This is a genomic window from Dyella sp. 01N36 (genome assembly GCF_056399745.1).
In genome coordinates this window covers 30790-50857 of sequence record NZ_JBFTRY010000017.1, presented here as the reverse complement: position 1 = coordinate 50857, position 20068 = coordinate 30790, and the positions used below count along the sequence as shown (strand labels likewise).

14 protein-coding genes are annotated in these 20068 nt (G+C 64.4%); 6 read left to right on the top strand and 8 right to left on the bottom strand.

Annotated elements, in window-relative coordinates; all coding sequences use genetic code 11:
- Window positions 1–42: 42 nt before the first annotated feature.
- From AC1DMG_RS06390 to AC1DMG_RS06365, 6 genes are all read right to left on the bottom strand, one after another.
- Window positions 43–438, bottom strand: a complete 396-nt coding sequence (locus AC1DMG_RS06390; protein WP_477178395.1) for an endonuclease domain-containing protein — start codon at window positions 436–438, stop codon at window positions 43–45.
- A gap of 95 nt (window positions 439–533) precedes the next feature.
- Window positions 534–3152, bottom strand: coding sequence for a bifunctional aspartate kinase/diaminopimelate decarboxylase (locus tag AC1DMG_RS06385; RefSeq protein ID WP_477180318.1), 2619 nt, complete (start codon window positions 3150–3152; stop codon window positions 534–536).
- Window positions 3153–3431: 279 nt separating this feature from the next.
- Window positions 3432–4946: a fumarate hydratase gene (locus AC1DMG_RS06380; RefSeq protein WP_477180317.1), complete on the bottom strand. Its 1515-nt coding sequence runs from the start codon at window positions 4944–4946 to the stop codon at window positions 3432–3434.
- Window positions 4947–5074: 128 nt separating this feature from the next.
- Entirely contained in the window at window positions 5075–5677 is a 603-nt protein-coding gene (locus AC1DMG_RS06375; protein ID WP_477178397.1) for an outer membrane protein, read from the bottom strand.
- 205 nt (window positions 5678–5882) lie between these two features.
- On the bottom strand, window positions 5883–6539 hold the full coding sequence (locus AC1DMG_RS06370; RefSeq protein ID WP_477180316.1) for an outer membrane protein: 657 nt from the start codon (window positions 6537–6539) through the stop codon (window positions 5883–5885).
- Between the two features lie 105 nt (window positions 6540–6644).
- On the bottom strand, window positions 6645–7283 hold the full coding sequence (locus tag AC1DMG_RS06365; RefSeq protein ID WP_477178399.1) for an outer membrane protein: 639 nt from the start codon (window positions 7281–7283) through the stop codon (window positions 6645–6647).
- Between the two features lie 380 nt (window positions 7284–7663).
- Here AC1DMG_RS06365 and AC1DMG_RS06360 point away from each other — a divergent pair, with 380 nt between their 5' ends.
- From AC1DMG_RS06360 to AC1DMG_RS06335, 6 genes are all read left to right on the top strand, one after another.
- On the top strand, window positions 7664–9580 hold the full coding sequence (locus AC1DMG_RS06360; protein ID WP_441603087.1) for a S53 family peptidase: 1917 nt from the start codon (window positions 7664–7666) through the stop codon (window positions 9578–9580).
- 203 nt (window positions 9581–9783) lie between these two features.
- A complete protein-coding gene (locus AC1DMG_RS06355; RefSeq protein ID WP_441603088.1) occupies window positions 9784–11109 on the top strand; it encodes an APC family permease in 1326 nt (441 codons plus the stop codon).
- A gap of 51 nt (window positions 11110–11160) precedes the next feature.
- Complete coding sequence (locus AC1DMG_RS06350; protein WP_477180315.1) at window positions 11161–11691, top strand: (2Fe-2S)-binding protein; 531 nt, start codon at window positions 11161–11163, stop codon at window positions 11689–11691.
- Window positions 11688–13952, top strand: coding sequence for a xanthine dehydrogenase family protein molybdopterin-binding subunit (locus AC1DMG_RS06345; protein WP_477178400.1), 2265 nt, complete (start codon window positions 11688–11690; stop codon window positions 13950–13952). The genes AC1DMG_RS06350 and AC1DMG_RS06345 overlap by 4 nt, the downstream gene beginning before the upstream one ends.
- A gap of 221 nt (window positions 13953–14173) precedes the next feature.
- Entirely contained in the window at window positions 14174–16426 is a 2253-nt protein-coding gene (locus tag AC1DMG_RS06340; protein WP_477180314.1) for a patatin-like phospholipase family protein, read from the top strand.
- A gap of 94 nt (window positions 16427–16520) precedes the next feature.
- Window positions 16521–17102 carry a DUF4136 domain-containing protein gene (locus AC1DMG_RS06335; protein WP_477176242.1) on the top strand — a complete coding sequence of 194 codons (582 nt, stop codon included), beginning with the start codon at window positions 16521–16523 and terminating at the stop codon, window positions 17100–17102.
- A gap of 83 nt (window positions 17103–17185) precedes the next feature.
- Here AC1DMG_RS06335 and AC1DMG_RS06330 read toward each other — a convergent pair whose 3' ends face one another.
- Both AC1DMG_RS06330 and AC1DMG_RS06325 read right to left on the bottom strand, forming a co-directional pair.
- Window positions 17186–19105, bottom strand: a complete 1920-nt coding sequence (locus tag AC1DMG_RS06330; protein WP_477180313.1) for a hypothetical protein — start codon at window positions 19103–19105, stop codon at window positions 17186–17188.
- Window positions 19106–19151: 46 nt separating this feature from the next.
- A complete protein-coding gene (locus AC1DMG_RS06325) occupies window positions 19152–20066 on the bottom strand; it encodes a hypothetical protein (protein WP_477178402.1) in 915 nt (304 codons plus the stop codon).
- Window positions 20067–20068: the final 2 nt, after the last annotated feature.

Below are 20068 nucleotides of genomic sequence, written 5' to 3'. Positions count from 1 at the left end.
GAAAACCTGGGTCAGGCGAGGATTGATGTTGGTGGTCACGCCTCAGTCTCCATTGCATGCTCCCTCGCCCCTCCGGGGAGAGGGTTGGGGTGAGGGGCCGGGGCTGGCCAAAGCCTCGAGAATGACCTCAAGCACGCTTTCAGTGTTCGTCAGTACTTCATTGTTCCAGAAACGCAGCACGCGGTAGCCCTCTTCCCCAAGCTTTCGTGTTTGCGCTTCGTCATAAATCGGCTGATCGCCATGTTGGCCGCCGTCGAGCTCCACGATCAGGCCCGCATCCGGACAGACAAAATCAACGACGTATAGCCCGATCTCGTTCTGGCGGCGGAATTTCCAGCCTTGCAGGCGGCGATTTCGCAGGTGATACCAGAGCAACTGCTCGGCGTCTGTCTGACCGACGCGCAGGCTGCGTGCTCCATCTACGTTTAAACGCTTCATCCGTGAGCGTCCGTGATTGGAAAGTTACCGCGAGCACCCGCCCCTCACCCCAGCCCTCTCCCCGGAGGGGAGAGGGAGAAGTGTGGGACCGAGGGTTACTCGAGGATGATCTCCTCCGCCTCATCCCGCAGGTTATACGGCGAGGACATCACCTTGCCGTACGCCCCCGCTTGCGCCACCAGCACCACGTCGCCTTCCTGCGGCTCGGGCAGGCGGCGGTCGGTGCCGAGTACGTCGCCGCTCTCGCAGATCGGGCCGACCACCTGGAACAAGGCCGTGGCCGGCTCGTCCAGCCGCGTGAGGTTGACGATCTCGTGCCAGGCCTCGTACAGCGCCGGACGGATCAGGCTGTTCATGCCGGTATCGACACCGAGATAACGGATCTGGCCATGGCCCTTGCCCTTGGTCTGGGTGACCTTGGTGATCAGCACGCCCGCGTCGGCCACGAGGTAGCGACCCGGCTCCATCCACAGTTTGTAATGTGGATAAGCGGCCTTTACGTCGCGCAGCACCTTGTCGAGCGCGGCGATATCCAGGCGCGCCTCTCCCGGATGGGACGGCACGCCAAGGCCGCCGCCGATATCCAGGAAGGTGACGCTGCCGATGCGCTCGGCCAGGCTCGCCAGCTGGCCGTACACCTCGCCCCAATGGCCATCGTCGAGGATGCCCGAGCCCAGATGCGCATGCAGGCCGCGCACCATGGCACCATGCGTATCGGCAAGACGAAGGAACGCATCGAGCTGCTCCACCGGCAAACCGAACTTGCTGCCACTGCCGCCCGTGCGCACTTTCTCGTGATGACCCAGGCCACGGCCCAGATCAAGACGCAGCACGACTTCGCGACCGCGGAAAAGCTCGCCCCAGTTTTCCAGCTGATAGAGCGAGTCCAACGACAGCGTGGCGCGCGTGGTCAGTGCCCACTCGTAGTCTTCACGCGGTGCGAAATTGGGCGTGAACAGCAGCGGCGCGGTATCCGGCACCAMCGCCATCACCGCCTTCAACTCGCCAGGCGACACGCATTCGAAGCCAAAGCCCTCTTCGGCAAGCGCCTTCAGAATGGTCGGATGCGTATTGGCTTTGACCGCGTAATGCAGGCGATCCACCGCACCCAGCGTCTTCAGCTCGCGCGCCTGCTGGCGCACCGTCGGCAAGTGGTAGACGTAGCGCGGCGTCGCGCCCGCACCGATCTTGAGCAGCTCAGCGCGACGCTCCTCGCGCCACCACGAAGCCGCCGGCGGCAACACGTCGCCCGTGCCATACAACGCCTGCCAGCTCGGGCCGAACAAGGCACTGTCGTCGGTACGCAAGGCGCCCGCGGTGATCAGCAGTTCGTGCAGATGCGGCAGCAATTCGTCGACGACGTTTTCATCCACCACAAAGGTGAGATTCAAGTTGTTGGACGACTGCGAAATCATGTGCACGCGCAGCTGACCAAACTCCGCCAGCACGCTGGACAGCGTATGCAGCATCGAACGCATGCCGCGACCCACCAGGGTAATCGCCGCGCACGGCGCAATCACCTTCACGCGGCAGACCTTGGCCAGATCGCTGGCCAGGGCGGCGAGCGCATCGGAATCGAGCAGATTTTCCGTAGGGTCCAGCGACACGGTGACGTTGGTCTCGGCCGAGCCAATCATGTCCACCGACAGACCGTGCTGCTTGAACTGCGCGAACACGTCGGCAAGAAAGCCGACCTGCTGCCACATGCCGACCGACTCCATCGACACCAGGGTGATGCCTTTGCGTGCGCTGATGGCCTTGACGCTGGGTGCATGCTCGCGCACCTCGGGGCCGATCAAGGTGCCTTCCAGTTCCGGGCGATTGGTGTCCTTGATCAGCAAGGGCACACGCGGCTCGCGCAACGGCGACAGGCAGCGCGGATGCAGCACTTTGGCGCCGGTGGAGGCGATTTCCTGGGCTTCTTCGTAATCCAGGCGCTGCAGCAGGCGCGCGCTGGGAACCTGGCGCGGATTGGCGGTGAACATGCCGGCCACGTCGGTCCAGATCTCCACCCGCTGCGCTTTCAGCAACGCGCCGAAATACGAAGCCGACGTATCGGAACCACCGCGACCAAGCAGCACCGTGCGGCCCTGCGCCTCGCGCGCGATGAAACCCTGGGTGATAAACACCTCGCCCAGCTCGGCAAGTCGCGCATTGAGCGCCGGATCGGGCCGCGTTTCCACCATTGCCGAGAGCAGTTTGGTGCGCTCGTTCTGGTTGGGCAGCGCAATGGCGGCAAGGCAATCGCGCGCGTCGACCCATTGCGTGTCCAGACCGCTATGGCTGAGAAACGCCGAGCCCAGCGCGCTGGACATCAGCTCGCCATGCGCCTGCACGCGTGCCGACCAGGCCAGCTCGCCCAGCAGCGACGGGCCGTCTTCGGCCAGCTGCGCCAGTTCGGCGAGTCGGGCGCCGAGGGTGTCCGGAACCGCCAGCTGCATGTGATCGAGCAGGTCGTAGTGACGCTGTGCGATCGCCTTGGCAGCCTCGATGCGTTTGCCCTTGTCTTCCTGTGCGCACAGTTGTTTGAGTGCGTCGGTGATGCCGGAGAGTGCCGAAACGACAACCAGCACACGTGCGCCTTCGGCGCGACGGCTGGCTACCAGCTCCAGAATATTCTGCCAGCGCGGCAGGGTGGCGACACTGGTGCCRCCAAACTTCATCACGATCCAGGGAGCGTCGTTGGTGAGCGACGCGGGGCTTTGCGGGTTCACGGTTACCTTCGGTGGTGGTGGGGAAGACAATCTGGTGAGTGTTGCGCCGCAGCAGGAGGAATGCAACCTCTCGAAACAGTAGGCGTTTGGATGGCTAAATGCGGAGATGATTGGAAGTGCCGCAGTCAGCTCCCTCTCCCCTCCGGGGAGAGGGTTGGGGCGAGGGGCCAATCTAGCCTCAGTTTCTAGCCGAGCGAGAGCTCACGTTAGCAACGTTCGGGCAAGCACCCGCCCCTCATCCCGGCCTTCTCCCCGACGGGGAGAAGGAGAAGTGTGGTGTTACGCAACGACCACGGGAATCTTGCCAATGCGCCCCTGCCACTCCTTCGGCCCCGTCTGATGCACGGACGTACCAGCGGAATCCACGGCCACGGTCACCGGCATGTCCTCAACGGTGAACTCGTAGATCGCTTCCATACCCAGGTCAGCGAAGCCGACCACGCGCGATGCCTTGATCGCTTTGGACACCAGATAAGCGGCGCCGCCCACGGCCATCAAATACACCGACTGGTGCTGCTTGATCGCCTCGATGGCAGCGGGGCCACGCTCGGCCTTGCCGACCATGCCCAGCAGGCCGGTCTGCGCCAGCACCTGCTCGGTGAACTTGTCCATGCGCGTGGCGGTGGTCGGGCCGGCCGGGCCCACCACTTCGTCGCGCACCGGATCGACCGGGCCCACGTAGTAAATGAATCGATTCTTGAAATCGACCGGCAGCGGCTCGCCCTTGTTGAGCATGTCGACCATGCGCTTGTGCGCGGCGTCGCGGCCGGTCAGCAGCTTGCCGTTGAGCAGCAGCACTTCGCCGGGCTTCCAGCTGGCAACTTCTTCGCGGGTGACCGTATCCAGATTCACGCGGCGACCCTTGCTGGAGTCGTAGGTGAGCTTGGGCCAGTCTTCCAGCGACGGCGGATCGAGCGCGACCGGGCCCGAGCCATCCAGGGTGAAATGCGCATGGCGCGTGGCGGCGCAGTTGGGGATCAACGCCACCGGCAGGTTTGCCGCGTGGGTCGGGTAATCCTTGATCTTGATATCGAGCACGGTGGTGAGACCACCCAGGCCTTGCGCGCCGATGCCCAGCGCATTGACCTTCTCGTACAGCTCCACGCGCAGTTCCTCGATGCRGTTCTGCGGGCCGCGSGCGATCAGCTCCTGGATGTCGATGTGKTCCATCAGCGATTCTTTGGCCAGCAACATCGCCTTCTCGGCGGTGCCGCCGATGCCGATGCCCAGCATGCCCGGCGGGCACCAGCCGGCGCCCATGGTCGGCACGGTCTTGAGCACCCAGTCCACGATGGAATCGGACGGATTGAGCATGGCGAACTTGGACTTGGCCTCGGAACCGCCGCCCTTGGCCGCCACGATCACCTCGACGGTGTCGCCAGGCACGATGGAGACGTTGATCACCGCCGGCGTGTTGTCCTTGGTGTTGCTGCGCTTGCCGGCCGGATCGGCCAGCACGCTGGCGCGCAGCTTGTTGTCCGGATCGTTATAGGCGCGGCGCACGCCCTCGTTCACCATGTCGTCAAGCGACATCGTGGCGTCCCAGCGCACATTCATGCCCACTTTCAGAAACACCGTGACGATGCCGGTGTCCTGGCACAGCGGGCGATGGCCTTCGGCGGCCATGCGCGAGTTGATCAGGATCTGCGCCATCGCGTCTTTGGCGGCCGGCGACTCTTCGCGCTCATAGGCAGCGGCGAGGTTCTTGATGTAGTCGACGGGGTGGTAGTAGCTGATGTACTGCAGGGCGTCGGCGACGGACTGGATCAAATCGTCTTGCTTGATGGTGGTCATGGCGGCTGCTTCGACTCCGGGGGATCAGGGCGCCGAAAACAGGGATGTCCGCGACGCACAACCCTGCCATTGTGCCGCAAAAGGCTCGCCGGCCCCAAAGAGACGGCCGCTTGCGCGGCCGTATCGGGTTAGAAGCGGAATTCGGCGGAGACCGAATAAGCGTTCACATGACCGAACGAATCGCCCAGGTTGTAGTAGTCGTAACCCGCGCCAACGCTGAAAGACCGGGTCAGATCATATCCAGCGCCCAGCCCGAAATAGGGACGGGAGTTGGTTTGGCTGCTGCTACCCAGTTCACCGTTAGAGCCGAATTTGGAGTTTGTCCTGGCCACAAACCAGCCACCACGCGCCGAAAGGTACCAAGGCGAATCGAAGTGGTATTTCAGGTTGCCACCGAGCAACCAGCCGCGTGCCGAGCCTGTTTGGCGATAGCCGGCTTGAGCTGGCTCGCCATTCATGCCGGTAAAGGTGTAGGTGCCACTGCGAACCATTTGGCCCAGGTCGGCATAGCCCGCCTCCACGCCATAATCGAACTTGCCCTGCCAGGCATAGCCAAAGCGCAAAGCGCCATACGTATCGCTGTTGTCCTTATGCGTTGCGCCAAAGCTCGGCGCACTGAAATTGGACTGGCCTACGTTTCCATTGACGAAGAACTGCCCGTCCTGGGCCAATGCATTGCACGCAGCCGTGCTGAAAACCATGGCCAGCATGGCCACGCCGAAGTTTCTCATGGATGACTTCCTTGCTGTGAGATGTTCGCGCCCGAAGGCTCCCTGCCAGCGCGGATCGTTACGTCTCCGCGCCGCTGCGACGAAAGACATCGCTCTAGTGAACAGGTTCCCAGCCACGCCGACACAAACACGCTCATCGTTCAGACATTCGATTCATTCGGAGCTGCACCCGAGGCGATCCGAATCCATGGACTGCGTGGAAAAGTCAGAATCTGTACTGGACCGATGCCGAATAGGTTTTCACGTGAGACGAGGGCTGACGGTATCCCGGAATAGAAAACAGAGAACCCAGGTCGTAATAGTCATAGTTCAGGCCCACGCGCCAATCGGGTGTCAGGCAATAGCCAACGCCGACGCCGAAATAGGTTTKAGTGCCCGTGTCGACTGAGTCCTGATAGTGGGAGTAACCGGACGCCGGAACCGTATGGACAGGCCCTCCCCTTGTAAGGGTCCAGTCTGCGCCCTCTTCAATGACGCGCGGCCGAAACCATCCTCCCCGCGCCATCACAAACCAGGATTGGCCCAGCAGATATTCCAGCCTCCCCCCAAACAGCCACCCATTGGTGGCCGTTGAATAGCGCACATAATCCGATCCGCTGTTGTGAAATTGGACGTTTCGATCCACCTCTTGACCCAGGTCCGCGTAACCCAGCTCCACGCCGTAATCCACGAATCCGTGCCACATGTAGCCCGCGCGGATCGACGTTGCCCAGTCGGTCTTGTCGTTGTCGTACTGGCCGGTGGAGAGGGAGTAACTGGAACGCCCGATGCCGCCATCCACGAAGAACTGTCCACCCTGTGCCATGGCCGAGCCGGAGGCGACCACACCGAACAGTGCGGCGGCAAAAGCATGTTTACCCATGGAGTTGCTTCCTTGCGTGTTTTAGGTTTGGTCCTCGCTGCCTTACGAGGTCCGGTGTCTTGAGGCTGAAAGTTCCCGATAGTACGAGACATCGAGGATCGATTCTCAGAAGCGAAACTCCGCCGTAGCCGAATAGGCATTCACGTGACCGTAGTCGCTTCCAAAGTCGTAGTAGTCGTAACCGACGCCAACGCTCCAGGATTTGGAAAAGTTGTAGCCAGCTCCCACGCCAACGTATTCGTTGGTCGACGTGGATGAACCGCGAGTATGTGAATACCCGGTACTGGCCAGGGGGTTGTAGATGGGCGTAAGGGTGGCGTCATATTCGCTGTCGACTTTCGCACGGAACCACCCGGCATGCCCTGACAGGTACCACGATCCGAGGTTGTATTTCAGATTGCCGCCCAGGATCCCGCCTTTGACCGAAAACTGATTGCGGTAATCGACGCGCTCGATCAAGAGGATCCCTCGGATCAGATTCGTGTAGCTTCCCGTCGCAGATGTCTTGCCGAGGTCGGCGTAACCGGTCTCCACGCCGTACTCGAGCGAGCCGCTGTGCCAGGCGTAGCCCAGTCGCAGCGCGCCTTGCGTGTCGGTCTTGTCCTGATTGCCGATATAGCTGTTATTGAAGTTGGATTGCCCAAGACTTCCGGCGACGAAGAACTGGCCGTCCACCGCAGCAGCGGAGGTCGAAATCGTCGCAAACGCAATGGCCGCAGTCGCGGCCAATCCAAACATTTTCATTAAAGCTTCCTTGCTGTGATGTCTGACGCAAGTACATGCGCGGTCCACGCGCAAATTACAGGCTGCATAGCCCTAAGACCATGTGCGATTAGCGAACTGGTTCGCACTAATACGTAGTCCAAACGATATAGACGTAATTTATTGCGAATCCGATTGAGGCGTGGCGCGGGTTTCGTGACTTCCTGCGACGTGGCGGGCACTTCACCCGGTGACACCGCAGGCGTAGGTTCGGAGCACCAGCGCGAATGTGTCTCCAGGGGGCGGGCTGGGATTTTGGGGAAAGCGATTACGTCCGTTTTACGGCCTCGCTGAAGGGCGCGGCGGCGCGCAGGGGCGTCGTCGATGCGCAGCGTCGGCTGTATCTACCCTGGAGAAACAACATGCTCTCGACGTTGCATCGCAAGTCGCTCGCGGTCTCTCTCGGCCTTCTGCTCTTCGGTGGCGCTACTTCGGTAGCGATGGCTGCCGGCAGTTCGTCACCGGCCGATCTCGGCCCAAGCAACACCAGCCAGAAAGTGAACGTTACGCTCGTACTGGGCCTTCGAAACCAGGCGGCGCTGGAGAGTCTGGTTTACAGCACGGTGACCCAGGGTAACCCCTCGTACCACCGCTTCCTCACCACCGATCAGTTTGCCGACCGCTTCGGCGCCTCGGCCAGCGACATCGCCAAGGTGCAGGCGTTCGTCAAGCAGCAGGGGCTCACGCAAGTGGAACTGCTGCCCAATCATCTCGCCATCAAGGTGAGCGGCACGGTGGGCCAATTCAATAAAGCCTTCCAGACGTCCATCCACGATTACCAGAGCGCGGATGGCACGACCTTCCATCGGCCGAGCAATCAACCCACCCTGCCCTCGTCGCTGTCGGGCACGCTGATTGTTGCATCGGGCCTGAGCACCGAGGCACGTTATCGCTCGCATCGCGTGTCGGCCTTCGAGCCCGTCGCGCCCGCTTCGGCATCGACGATGAGCCCGGCGGCCAGAACCGCTGCGGCGGCGCCTGCTGCGCCGCCCTGCACCGGCAATCCCACCGCCACCTGCACGCCCGGTGAGTTCACCGTGGGCGATGTAGCCAATCGCTACAACATCAACCCGCTCTACAAGGCGGGTGTTAACGGCAAGGGCTCGACCATCGGCATCGCCACGCTGGCGGATTTCCTGCCGGCCGACGCCTATAGCTACTGGAGCGCCATCGGCTTGTCGGTCAAGCCCAACCGCATCACCCAGGTGCATGTGGACGGCGGCGGACCGCTGAGCGGCCCGGCCGGTTCCGGCGAAACGTCGCTTGACGTAGAGCAATCCGGCGGCCTCGCACCGTGGGCAGACATCATCGTCTATGACGCGCCCAATACCGACGCCGGTTTCTTCGACGTGTTCAATCAGGCGGTGTCCGACAACAAGGTCGACAGTCTGTCGGTAAGCTGGGGTTCGCCGGAAATCCTGTATTTCCCGCAGACCGAAGGCGGCGTGGATTTCACTGATGAGCTGCGCGCCTTCCATCAGGTGTTTCTGGAAGCCGCGGTGCAAGGCATCTCGATGTTCGCCACCTCGGGCGACTCCGGCGCCTATGACACCGTACGCGGCTTTGGCGGCTCGCTGACCGATCCGGTACCGCCGCCGCTGACGGCGGACGCCCCGGGATCCGATCCGTTCATCACCACCGCGGGCGGCACCACGGTGCCCTTCAGTTACAGCTTCCGCGGCGGTCCGGTCGAATCGATCACCAAGGAAGGTGTCTGGGGCTGGGATTACATCCAGACCTATTTCAAGAAGAACCTGGGCCTCAACGTTGCCGTGTTCTCGGTGGGCGGTGGTGGCGGCGTGAGCGTGTTCTGGCCGGTGCCGCTGTACCAGGCGTTCACGCCCGGGATCAAGAAGAGCGAGAAAAACCAGCGCTGGCTGTTCCCTGAGTTCGGCATCGATTACACGCTGCCGGCCAACTACAAGGGCCGCAATGAGCCGGACATCTCGCTCAACGCCGACCCGGAAACCGGCTACAGCCTGGTCTCCTCGCTGGATGGCCCGGGCCTGCTCACCGGCTCAGGCGGCACCAGCTTCGTCGCACCGCAGCTCAACGGCATCAGCGCGCTGCTCAAGCAGGCCACGCGCGGTCGCCAGGGTTTGTGGAACCCGCAGATTTATCCGCTGCAGAACATCTTCGGCTACGGCGCTTTCTCGCCGTTCAACGACATCAAGTCCGGAGACAACTGGTTCTACAAGGGCGTGGGCGGGTATGAACCCGGTGCCGGCATCGGCACGCTCAACGTGACCAACCTGGCGCTGTTCATGACGGTGTTCTAAGCACCAGCGCCTGATCGTCGACGAAGGGCCGGCCTGTGCCGGCCCTTCTCTTTACTGCCCAGCCGGCCTGTGCCGGCCCTTCTCTTTACTGCCCAGCCGGCCTGTGCCGGCCCTTCTCTTTTGCCGGCCCGACGGACGTCGAGGGCTTGCCGATACCGGCCCCAGTTGCGATGCTCGCTGCACTTTCCCGCAGCGAAGCCTTCATGACCGACACCTCGACGTCCGGCGGTTACGTCCGCCGCCTCCGACCGTGGGACGCGGCCATGATCGTGGTCGGCGGCATCATCGGCGGCGGTATCTTCCTCAATCCGTACGTCGTGGCGATGCGCACATCGTCCGGTCTGTCGCTGCTGCTGATGTGGATCGGCGCCGGCTTGCTGACCCTGATCGGCGCACTCTGCTATGCGGAACTCGGAGCGCGTCGTCCTCATGCGGGCGGCAGCTACGTGTACCTGCGCGAAGCGTTTGGCCCGCTGGCCGGTTTCCTGTTCGGCTGGAGCATGTTGCTGGTGATCTATTCCGGATCGACCGCAGCGGTGGCCACCATCTTTGCCAGCTACGCAGCCTCCCTGTTCGGCCTGCCCGCCAGCGCCGCCACCAGTCTGGCCATCGGCGCGCTGGTCTTTGTGGCACTGATCAACCTGTTCGGTCTGCGCCTGGGTGCCCAGGTGCAGAACCTGTTTACTTTGCTCAAGCTGCTGGCCGTGGCGGTGCTGGTGGTTTGCGGCCTGTTCCTGGCCGGCGTGAGCGGCCACGGCATGCTGGCCACCGACCCGCAAACGGCCGACGTGGGTTTCATGGGCGCCGCGCTGCCGGTGCTGTTTGCCTATTCCGGGTTCACCTATCTCAACAACCTGGCCGGTGAGGTCAGCGAGCCGCAACGCACCCTGCCACGCGCCCTGTTCATCGGCATGCTGCTGGTGATCGCGGCCTATGCCCTGGTCAACCTCGCCTATCTCGCGGTGCTCGGCCACGCCGGCCTCGCCGCCAGCCGCGCGCCCGCGGCCGATGTGATGCAGCGGGTCTTTGGCACGGCAGGGGCAAAACTGATCGCGGTGGGCGTGGCGATTTCCGCGCTGGGCTTCTGCAATATCACCCTGGTGGCGGGAGCCCGCGTGCTGCAGGTGATGGGCGAAGACGGCCTGTTCTTCCGCAGCGTGGCCCGCCTGCATCCGAAGCACCACACGCCCAATGTCGCGCTGTTGTTGCTCTCTGGCTGGGCCATCGTGCTGGTGTGGTCCGGCAGTTACGGCCAACTGCTCGATTACGCGACCTTTGGCGACTGGCTCGCCTGCGCCTTTGGCGTCGGCACCTTGTTCTGGTATCGCCGCCGGGAAGGCGATCAAGCCAGCTTCCGCGTACCCGGTTACCCGCTGCTGCCGCTGATCTTCATCGCCACCATCGGCTTGGTGATGGTGCAAAGCCTGCGCAGCAGCCCCCTGAACACGGGCATCGGCCTGCTGATCATGGCCGCCGGCATCCCGGTCTACCTGGTCTGGCGACGCCTGTTCAGCCGGGTTACCTCCTAAGCATCGCGCTCCGATGCCACAATAAGTAGATATCCAAGGAGTTCTGTACCGATGGCGCAGTCGCAAGACCAGTTACCGACACCCGGAACAAGCAACACCATCGTGGCCGAGAAGGTGCGCGAGGGAGTCGATCTGGAGATCAATGGCAGGAGCTATCGCCACACCGGTGACGATCAGATGCCCCTGCTGTGGTATCTGCGCGACGTGCTGCGCCTTACCGGCACCAAGTACAGCGGCGAGCACGGCGAAGGCGGCTACGACCTGGTGCTGGTCGACGGCAAGCTCGCCTCGGCCACCACCCTGMCCGTGGCCAAACTGGCCGGCAAGGCCGTGACCACCGTCGAGGGCCTGGCCGCGGCCGACGGCAAACTTCATCCGCTGCAGCAGGCCTTCGTCGACGAAGACGCCATTGGCTGTGGCTATTGCACCCCGGGTTGGCTGATGGCTTCGATCGATTTGCTTACGCGCCATCCGCAACCGAGCGACAACGACATCGACCAGTTGCCCAATCTTTGCCGCTGCGGCTGCCAGACCCGCGTGCGCCTCGCCATCAAGCGCGTCGCCAAGGGAGCGCACGCATGAGCCGCGCGAACGACCATACGCCGCAGCTCTCGCGTCGACGTTTCCTGCAGGTGCTGGCCGGTAGCGCCGGCGCCTTGATCATCGGCATTCCGTTCGCGGATGCCGCCGACGCGCCTGTCCCTGCGGCCATGCTGGGCGACACGCTGTATGGCCTGGGCGCCTATGTGCGCATCGATGCGGACGGCAACATCGTGATCGGCGTGCGCGATCCGGACACCGGCACCGGCACGTCCACCTCGCTGGCGCGCATCATCGCCGACGAACTCGATGCCGACTGGACGCGCGTGAGCGTGGTCTCGCTCGGCCTCGGCGTGGAAGACGACAACGGCCAGCCGCGCTGGATCTACGGACACCAGACCAGCGGGCTGGGCGATTCCATTCCCGCTGCGTGGGCCGATCTTCGTGGCGCCGGCGCGCTCGCGCGCTGGCTGCTGCTGCAGGCCGCGGCGCGACGCCTTGGCGTTCCCGCCGACCGCCTGCGCTGCGAAGAGGGCAGCGTCATCGCACCCGATGGTCGTCGCTTCGGCTACGGCTCGCTCGCCGATGCCGCTGCCAAGATCGCGCCGCCCGCCACGCCGGTGCCGCCGAAGTCGCCCGAGCATTACAGCCTGATCGGCCAGCCGGCCGGTGACATCGACGCGCGAGCTATCGTCACCGGCCAGGCGCCGTATGCTCTGGACACCTATCCGGCCGAAGCGCTGATCGCCGTGCTGACCCACTGCCCCTGGCCTGACGGCAGCGTGGAGAGCCTCGACACGACCGACACCATGGCGGTGAAGGGTGTCGTCAAGGTCGTGCAGATCAAACCGGAGGCGGGCATTCCGCTTGGCCAGACGGTGCGTTCGCCCGCCGTGGCCGTACTCGCTGAAAACACCTGGGCCGCCCTGCAGGGTCGAGCGAAACTCAAGTTGCAGTGGAAGGCCGGCGCACAAAGCGAAAGCAGCGCCTGGTTCGAACAGCAGGCCAGCGACGTTCTCAATGACAAGAACGCCCAGCCGGCCGCACGCGTGCGCAACGACGGCGACGTCGACGCCGTCGCCAAGAAGGCCGCCCGCCGGGTGGAAGCGACCTACGTGCAACCGTGGCTGGCGCACGCCACGCCGGAACCGATGAATTGCGTGGCCCGCATCGACAAGGACGGCGCCGTGCTGGTGGTGCCGACGCAGGCGCCGCAGAAGGCTTGGAAAGTCGTGCAGCGACTCACTGGCCTCGCCCCTGCGCAGATCGAAATCCGTGTACCGCGCGTGGGCGGCGGCTACGGCCGTCGCCTCGATCACGATTACGTCGCCGAAGCCGTGATGCTCGCCAAGGCGGTCGAGAAGCCGGTCAAGCTGATGTGGACGCGCGATGAAGATCTCACGCAGGATTTCTATCGCTCGGCCACCGTGCACAAGTTCAGCGCCACGCTGGACGGCAAGCGCCAGGTCACCAGCTGGAACCAGCGCATGGCCAGCGCCTCGGCGCTGGCGCAGCGCGGCGTGGCCGACAACCGCCTGTGGACGTCCGAACTGGATGCCCATCAGTTGCCGGCGGGCCTGGTGACCAACTTGCGCAGCGACTGGTATTCGCTGCCGTCGGCGATGTTGCGCGGCCCTTCGCGCGGCATGCCGAACGTCAACAATGCATTCGCCGTCGAGAGCTTCGTCGACGAGATCGCGCAATCGCTCAAGGAAGATCCGCTGGTCACGCGCCTGCGCCTGATCGGCGAGCCGCGCGTCATCCCGCTCGGCGACAACCGCACGCTGGACACCGCCCGCCTGATCAATGTGCTCAAGCTGGTGGCCGACCGCATCGAGTGGAAGAACTGGCTGCGCACCGTCAATGGCCTGGGCATCGCCTGCTGGCACGTAGACGGTGCCTATGTGGCGCACGCGATCGAGACGTCCCTCCAAGGCAATAAGCTCAACATCGAACGCGTGGTCTGCGCGGTCGACGTGGGAAGAGTGATCAACCCCACCGGACTGGAAGGCCAGGTCGCAGGCGCCACGCTCGATGCGCTGTCCACCGCGTTGAATCTGTCGATCAGCTACAAGGACAGTCAGGTCCAGCAGCGCAGCTGGAAGGACTACCCGCTGGCGAACATGGCCCAGTTGCCGGACACCACCGAGGTGATCATCGTGCCGGGCGATCGCGATCCCACCGGTGCGAGCTTCCTGGGCATGCCCACGGCAGCGCCGGCCTTGGCCAATGCAGTGTTCCGCGTGAGCGCCGTGCGCGTGCGTCGCTTGCCGCTGCTGAAAGAAATGCTGCGCATGCTGTAACGGTCAGGGAGCCGCCCGGCTCCCGCGTCCTGACGAGTAGCCTCACGCGAGAGCGCAGGCTACCGGGCACGGAAAGCTTTGTGACGAAACCGTGCACGAAAACCCGCAAGATGACAGGCGCATTTGAGTAATTTCACGGACGCGCGCCGCGAAATTCTGCCCTAGGATGCCTTCACTCGGCGCTACTCAAAGTAACGCCGTTTGCGTGCCTGGGGGTAAGAATGCGTCGACGCGTTGGCTTGTTCCTCTTGCTCTGCCTGTGTGCCGTGCTGCCCGTCTGGGCGCAATCCGCACCGCCTCCTGCGTCGGGCCGATGCATCGGCTTGGTGCTTGGCGGTGGCGGCGCGCGCGGCGCGGCGCACATCGGCGTGCTTGAAGTACTCGAGCGCGAGCACATCCCGGTCTGCCGCATTTCCGGCACCAGCATGGGCTCCATCGTGGGAGGCATGTACGCGGCCGGTTATTCGCCGCAGGAAATGCACGAGATCATCACCTCGCTCGACTGGGACGACCTGTTTTCAGACAACCCCGCGCGCGGCGAACTGCCGATGCGCCGCAAGGATGCCGATTACCGCTATCTGCTCAATTTCGAAGTGGGCTACAAGAACGGCCACATCATCACGCCGGCCGGCGTGGTGCAGGGCCAGAAGCTGTTGCTGTTGCTGCGCCGCCTGCTGATTTCCACCTGGAACGTGCACGACTTCGATCAATTGCCCATACCGTTCCGCGCGATCGCCACCGACATCGTGGCAGGCAAGGCAGTGGTGTTCGGTTCGGGCGATCTGGCACTGTCGATTCGCTCCAGCATGTCCGTGCCCGGCGCCTTCGCGCCCACCAATGTCGATGATCTGCTGCTGGTCGATGGCGGCCTGATGGACAATGTGCCGATCGATGTTGCGCGCAGCATGGGCGCCACGCAATTGATCGTGGTGAACGTCGGTTCGCCGCTGGCCAAGCGCGAGCAACTGAGCAATCCGCTGGCCGTGCTCAACCAGATGGTGAGCGCGTTGATGGAAGACAAAACCCGGCAGCAGCTCGCCACATTGGGCAGCAACGACATCCTGATCACACCGGCGCTCGGCGACATGAGCGCCGCGGAATTCAATCGCGGCACCCAGGCCATCGCCATTGGTCGCGCCGCCGCCGAAGCGGCGCTGCCTCGGCTGAAGGCGCTGTCCGTGGGTCCGGACGAATGGGCGAGCTACACCGCACAACACCGGCAACGAGAGTTCGACCCTGGACTGGTCGCCTTCCTCAAGGTGGACGCCGCGCACACGGACACGGCTCAGTATGTCGACGAGCGCCTCAGCAAGGACGTCGGCAAGCCGTTCGATCCGAACAAACTGGAAGAACAAATTGGCAGCATCTACGGCCGCGGCAACTACCAGCAGATCGACTACCGCCTGCAGCAGCAGGGCAATGATCGCGGGCTGTTGATCATTCCACGCGACAAGCCCTGGGGTCCGCTGTACGGCAAGCTCGGTTTCGAGTTGAACGATGATTTTGCCGGTCGCAGCGAGTACCTGATTTCCGCAGAAATCACCGCCACCAACCTCAATCGCCTCGGTGCCGAATGGCGCAGCACCCTGTGGGCCGGGCGCATCGGCGGTGTGGCCACCGAGTTCTATCAACCGTTCGGCCAAGGCGCATCGACCTATGTGATGCCTTATGGCCTGCTGCGCAACGAAGACTTCCCGGTCTTCACCTCCGATGGCGACAGGCAGCTGGCGGAATACCGGATCAAGCGCAGCTATCTGGGCTTCGAAACAGGATGGTCGCCGTTCTCCTATTGGCGCGTGCTGGCCGCCTATACGCGTGGACGCGACAAAGGCGATTTGCGCATTGGCGACCCCGGGGATTTTTTCAACGCGCAGCAGGACTATAGCCAGGCCAAGGTGGGGTTGGATTGGGACAGCCTGGACAACGCGCAATTTCCGTCCAAGGGTGCGCATATCAACTTGTCCTATGACATGTACCGGCCGTGGCTGGGCGGCAATCAGACCGGCGACGTGGCGCAATTGAACGCGGACTGGGTCCCCGATTTCGGACTGGCGCAGTCCCGCTATCACCTGCTGCTGGGTCTGCGCGCCACCAGTGCCCTCTCGCATGACGCGCAGATGGACCGGTTCTTCGAGGCGCAGCAGTTTCTGGGCRGCTTCCTGAATCTTTCCGGCTTCGCGGAGCGCTCGCTGCATGGCGACCAGGCCGTGCTCGGTCGCGCCGTGGTGTACCGGCGCACCGGCCAGATGGATGCCCTCTTCTCAACGCCCATCTACATCGGCGCGAGCCTGGAGGCGGGCAACGCCTGGCAGAGCCGCAGCCAGGTCGACCTGGGTTCGCTGATCTATGCCGGCAGCATGTTCCTGGGCGTACAAACGCCCCTGGGGCCATTGTTCCTCGGCTATGGCTACGCCCAGGGCGGCCACAATTCGGTCTATCTCACTTTCGGTTCGCTGCTGCGACCCTCGCCATGAGAGTGGGTGTCAATTATCGCGAAGTCTCCACGAACCCCACCGCACAATCGCTTTGCCACCCGCCCGTTGGACGGGCCTTCCAGGAGCCATCGCCATGAAAGCGTTGCGTCTGCTCGTGATCGTCGCCGGCCTTGTGCTGAGCGCGTGTTCGAACGTCAGCATCACCAACCAGTGGCGCGATCCGTCGTGGCCGGGACCGCCTGCAACCAACGTGGTGGTCGTGGGCATCTCGCGCAGCGACACCATGCGCCACGTCTTTGAGGACACCTTCTCGCAACAGCTGCAGGCCGCAGGCATCCAGGCCGCCCCCAGCTATACGCAGATTCCCGCTGGCACTACCGGCGCGATCGGGCTGCGCGACCTGGTCAAGTCCAGCGGCGCGCAGGCCGTGCTGGTGACGCGCGTGCAACGCGTGGAGCAAAGGGTCAGTGTCACGCCGAGCGGCCCGATGTATGGCGGCTTCTATGGCTGGTACGGCGGCGCGTGGGCGTCGACCCCCGACGTGCAGCAATACGACGTGGTGACGCTGGAAACGAGCGTGTGGGATCCGCGTTCGGAAAAATTGATCTGGACGGTGACCACGCAAGGCATCGGTATCAACGATATTCCCAAGGCGACCACACAGCTTGCGCAAGCGCTGATTCCCAAGCTGAAAACCGACGGCATCCTGCGCTAAACGCGCGATGCATGGGTGGGGTCCGACACTGCGCCGGACCCCACCACGCCAAGCGGGCGCCGCCGACGTGATGGCCGCAGCGATCAGTGGAACTGGTCGCTCGCGGGTACCCACGTCGTGCTGCTGCGCGCAGGACCTGCCGGCAGCGTCACTTCAGTCGGACAGCCTGGCGGCATGGGGCCACCGGCCACGCGCGCCGCGGCGCATTGGGCGCTGTTGTCGAGCTTCACGGTCGCCATTGTTGGCGCGGCGGCGCCCGGTGCAGGCGGAACCAGCGGATGGGTCGGCGCCAACTTCATCTTGTCGTAGACCACGTCGTCCACCGGCTTTGGCGGCGGATTGCCGTCGCCGCAACCAAACAGCGCCATCGGGAACAGCGGCATCACCACGCATTCCACGCGCACGCCGCGCGGCAGGTTGAAGGTGTGGCGCATGGTGGTTTTCTCGACCGCGCGGCGCAGTGCCGTGTCGATCGAGCTTTCCCCTTCGGGCGTCCAATCCTTTTCGAACCGCGTGGGCGTATAGCCGATGCTAGGCGTGCCGTGCGACATGATCTCGGTATTGCCGTGCGGCTTGAGCTGCACATAGGTGCCCACGGCGCCTTCCTGCTCGCCCTGCCCTTTGCCGCCCTGACCGTTGCTGGTTCCGTTGCCCTTGCCGGGCGGCAAGCCGAGATTGAGCCCCTTGCCACCGGCGACGTTGGGCGACTGGTCGACGCCATTGGCCTGGCCTGGCGTACCCGTGCGGCTGCCCTGCGGCGTCGCGTTGGGCGCACTACTCTGGCCGCTTTCGCTGGACGATCGGCTCGACTCGTTGCTGGCGGTGTTGGACTGCGCGCTGGATGCGCTTTGCGTCGATGCGTTGGCTGCCGACGACGGCGCGGCATTCTGCGTGGGGGCTGCCTCCGCTGGAGTCTCCGATAGCTGCGGTCGCTCGATCGACGGCTGGTTGTCCAGCGCGATGGCCTTGGGTGCCGCCACGTCCAGGTGCGGCGCCTGCGGATGTTCCAGCGACGGCTGCGGATTAGGTGGCAACGGCACGGCTTCCAGCTGCGGCTCTTCCGCCACGCGGATCGCCGGCGATTCGATCGTCGGCTGTTCGCGCGGCACGACCGGCGCCACCGGGCTCGGCTGCGGCTGCAGGTTCACGGTAGGCGCCGCCTGCGCGGGCAGCGGCACAGCCTGCAACTCCGGTTCGGGCGGCGATGCGGGGGCTTCGGGTCGGGGCACGGCCGCAATGCTCGGCGGCGTGGTGACCGGCACCGCTTTTTCCAGCGCGACGGTCGGTGGGGTGACCACCGGCGCCGATTGCGGCGGCACCTCAGGTAGCGCGAGCGAGGCCGGCGGTTGCACCGGCTGGTTGCCTTCCGCCTGAGGTTTGCGAATGGGCTCGGGCTGGAATTTCGGCGGCACCGGCTTCTCCACAGCCGGCGTTTCCAACGCGACCTGCGGCGGCTCCGGCGCCGTGGGCACCGGTTGCAGCTGTTCGGCAGGCGCCGGCTTGGGCAACGTCACCGGCGGCAGTGGCGCAGCGGTGATTTCCGGCTTGGGCGCGGTGGCCTTGGGCACATCGGTGACCACCGGCGTCTGCATGGCCGGCACCGGTACGGGCGAAAGATCGTTATTGGTGCGCGTGGACGAGCTGCTGCGGCGCGCCGTGCGCGGCGCATTGCTCGCGTTGCCCCGATGCACCGGACCCACCTGCTTGGGCGGCGTGCCGCGCACCGGCGGCGGCGGTGGCGGTTCTTCCTTGGCTTTCTCGATCAGGCGCACCACCAGAGGCGGCGTTTCGTCGTTGAGTTCATCCAGCTCGTAGGCAGGCCCCAGGATGATGCCGACCAGAAAAGCGAGATGGACGAACAGCGCGCCGACGAAGGCGATGATGCGCAACCAGCGGTCGCGCGGACGTTCCGCGCGGCGCCGACGATAGACGCCCGCGCTCTCCGCCGCCGACTTGGGCGATGGAAGCGTCACTGTCAGCCGGCCCGCGGATTCCCTGTCCATGGGCGAAGTGTAATGGGCAGTGGCGAGGTTCTGAGTAGTCCCTCGATCAACCGCCGTCCTGCGTCGGTGGATGCGACGCCCGTTCCTGCATCTCGGCGTCGACCGAGCGCGTCGGCGTGTCGACCGGACAGCCCTGCGGCAGCGGTTTCTCCGCGCGATAGATGGCGATGCATTCGGCCACGCTGATGGTCTTGGGCGGCGGCGAACCGGGCGCCAGCTGGTTGGCCGGCGCCATGTTCATGCGCATGTCGCCGTCATTGGATGGCGGAGGCGGCGGCGGGTCGCCACCGCAGCCGCCACCCAAGGCCAGCAGCGAAACGGAGCAATGGATGCGCACGCCGGGTGCGATGTGGAAGGTGTGCGAGACGGTGCTCTTGTCCACGCCTTTTTTGAGCGCGTCATCGACCGAGCTGCCACCGCCCTTCTGCCAGTCCTTCTCGAAGCGGGTGGCCTTGTACGGCACGGTGGTCGTGTGCTGCATGATCTTCGCATCGCCCTGCGGCATCTGGCGCACATAGTCGCCCTCGGGCGCGGGAGCGGCCGTGCTCGCCGTGGCAGGCAGCGCGGCCTGACCGGCAAGATCCGGCTGCGGCGAGGGCGGGCTGGAACTGGCAGGCGCCGGCGGCTCGGGCGGCAGACTTACTGTCATGGCGTTCTTCGCCGGCGGCTCGTGCACCGCCGGCTTATTGACCGGACGCGGTGGTGGCGCCGGCTCCGGCGGCGGTGGCGGTGCCAGCTCGGGCGCGGCGACCGGTCCCGGCGGCGTGGTCGCGCGAGGTATCAACCGCACCAGCAGCGCACCGGTGCGCTCCTGCTGGGCCCGCGCGGCCGCCTTGCCCACTTGCATCTCGTGCCAGGTCAGCCAGCCAAACAGCACGTGCAGCACCAGCACGATGCCCAGCGCCAGCCAGCGACGCCCGCGGTTGGGCGGAGGCTTTCGCCAGCGCAGCTGATGCAGCATCG

Bases quoted from the DNA above. Each gene is read 5' to 3' on its own strand.
- AC1DMG_RS06390 (WP_477178395.1), bottom strand. From the start codon at position 438: ATGAAGCGTTTAAACGTAGATGGAGCACGCAGCCTGCGCGTCGGTCAG.
- AC1DMG_RS06375 (WP_477178397.1), bottom strand. From the start codon at position 5,677: ATGAGAAACTTCGGCGTGGCCATGCTGGCCATGGTTTTCAGCACGGCT.
- AC1DMG_RS06365 (WP_477178399.1), bottom strand. From the start codon at position 7,283: ATGAAAATGTTTGGATTGGCCGCGACTGCGGCCATTGCGTTTGCGACG.
- AC1DMG_RS06360 (WP_441603087.1), top strand. From the start codon at position 7,664: ATGCTCTCGACGTTGCATCGCAAGTCGCTCGCGGTCTCTCTCGGCCTT.
- AC1DMG_RS06355 (WP_441603088.1), top strand. From the start codon at position 9,784: ATGACCGACACCTCGACGTCCGGCGGTTACGTCCGCCGCCTCCGACCG.
- AC1DMG_RS06345 (WP_477178400.1), top strand. From the start codon at position 11,688: ATGAGCCGCGCGAACGACCATACGCCGCAGCTCTCGCGTCGACGTTTC.
- AC1DMG_RS06335 (WP_477176242.1), top strand. From the start codon at position 16,521: ATGAAAGCGTTGCGTCTGCTCGTGATCGTCGCCGGCCTTGTGCTGAGC.
- AC1DMG_RS06330 (WP_477180313.1), bottom strand. From the start codon at position 19,105: ATGGACAGGGAATCCGCGGGCCGGCTGACAGTGACGCTTCCATCGCCC.
- AC1DMG_RS06325 (WP_477178402.1), bottom strand. From the start codon at position 20,066: ATGCTGCATCAGCTGCGCTGGCGAAAGCCTCCGCCCAACCGCGGGCGT.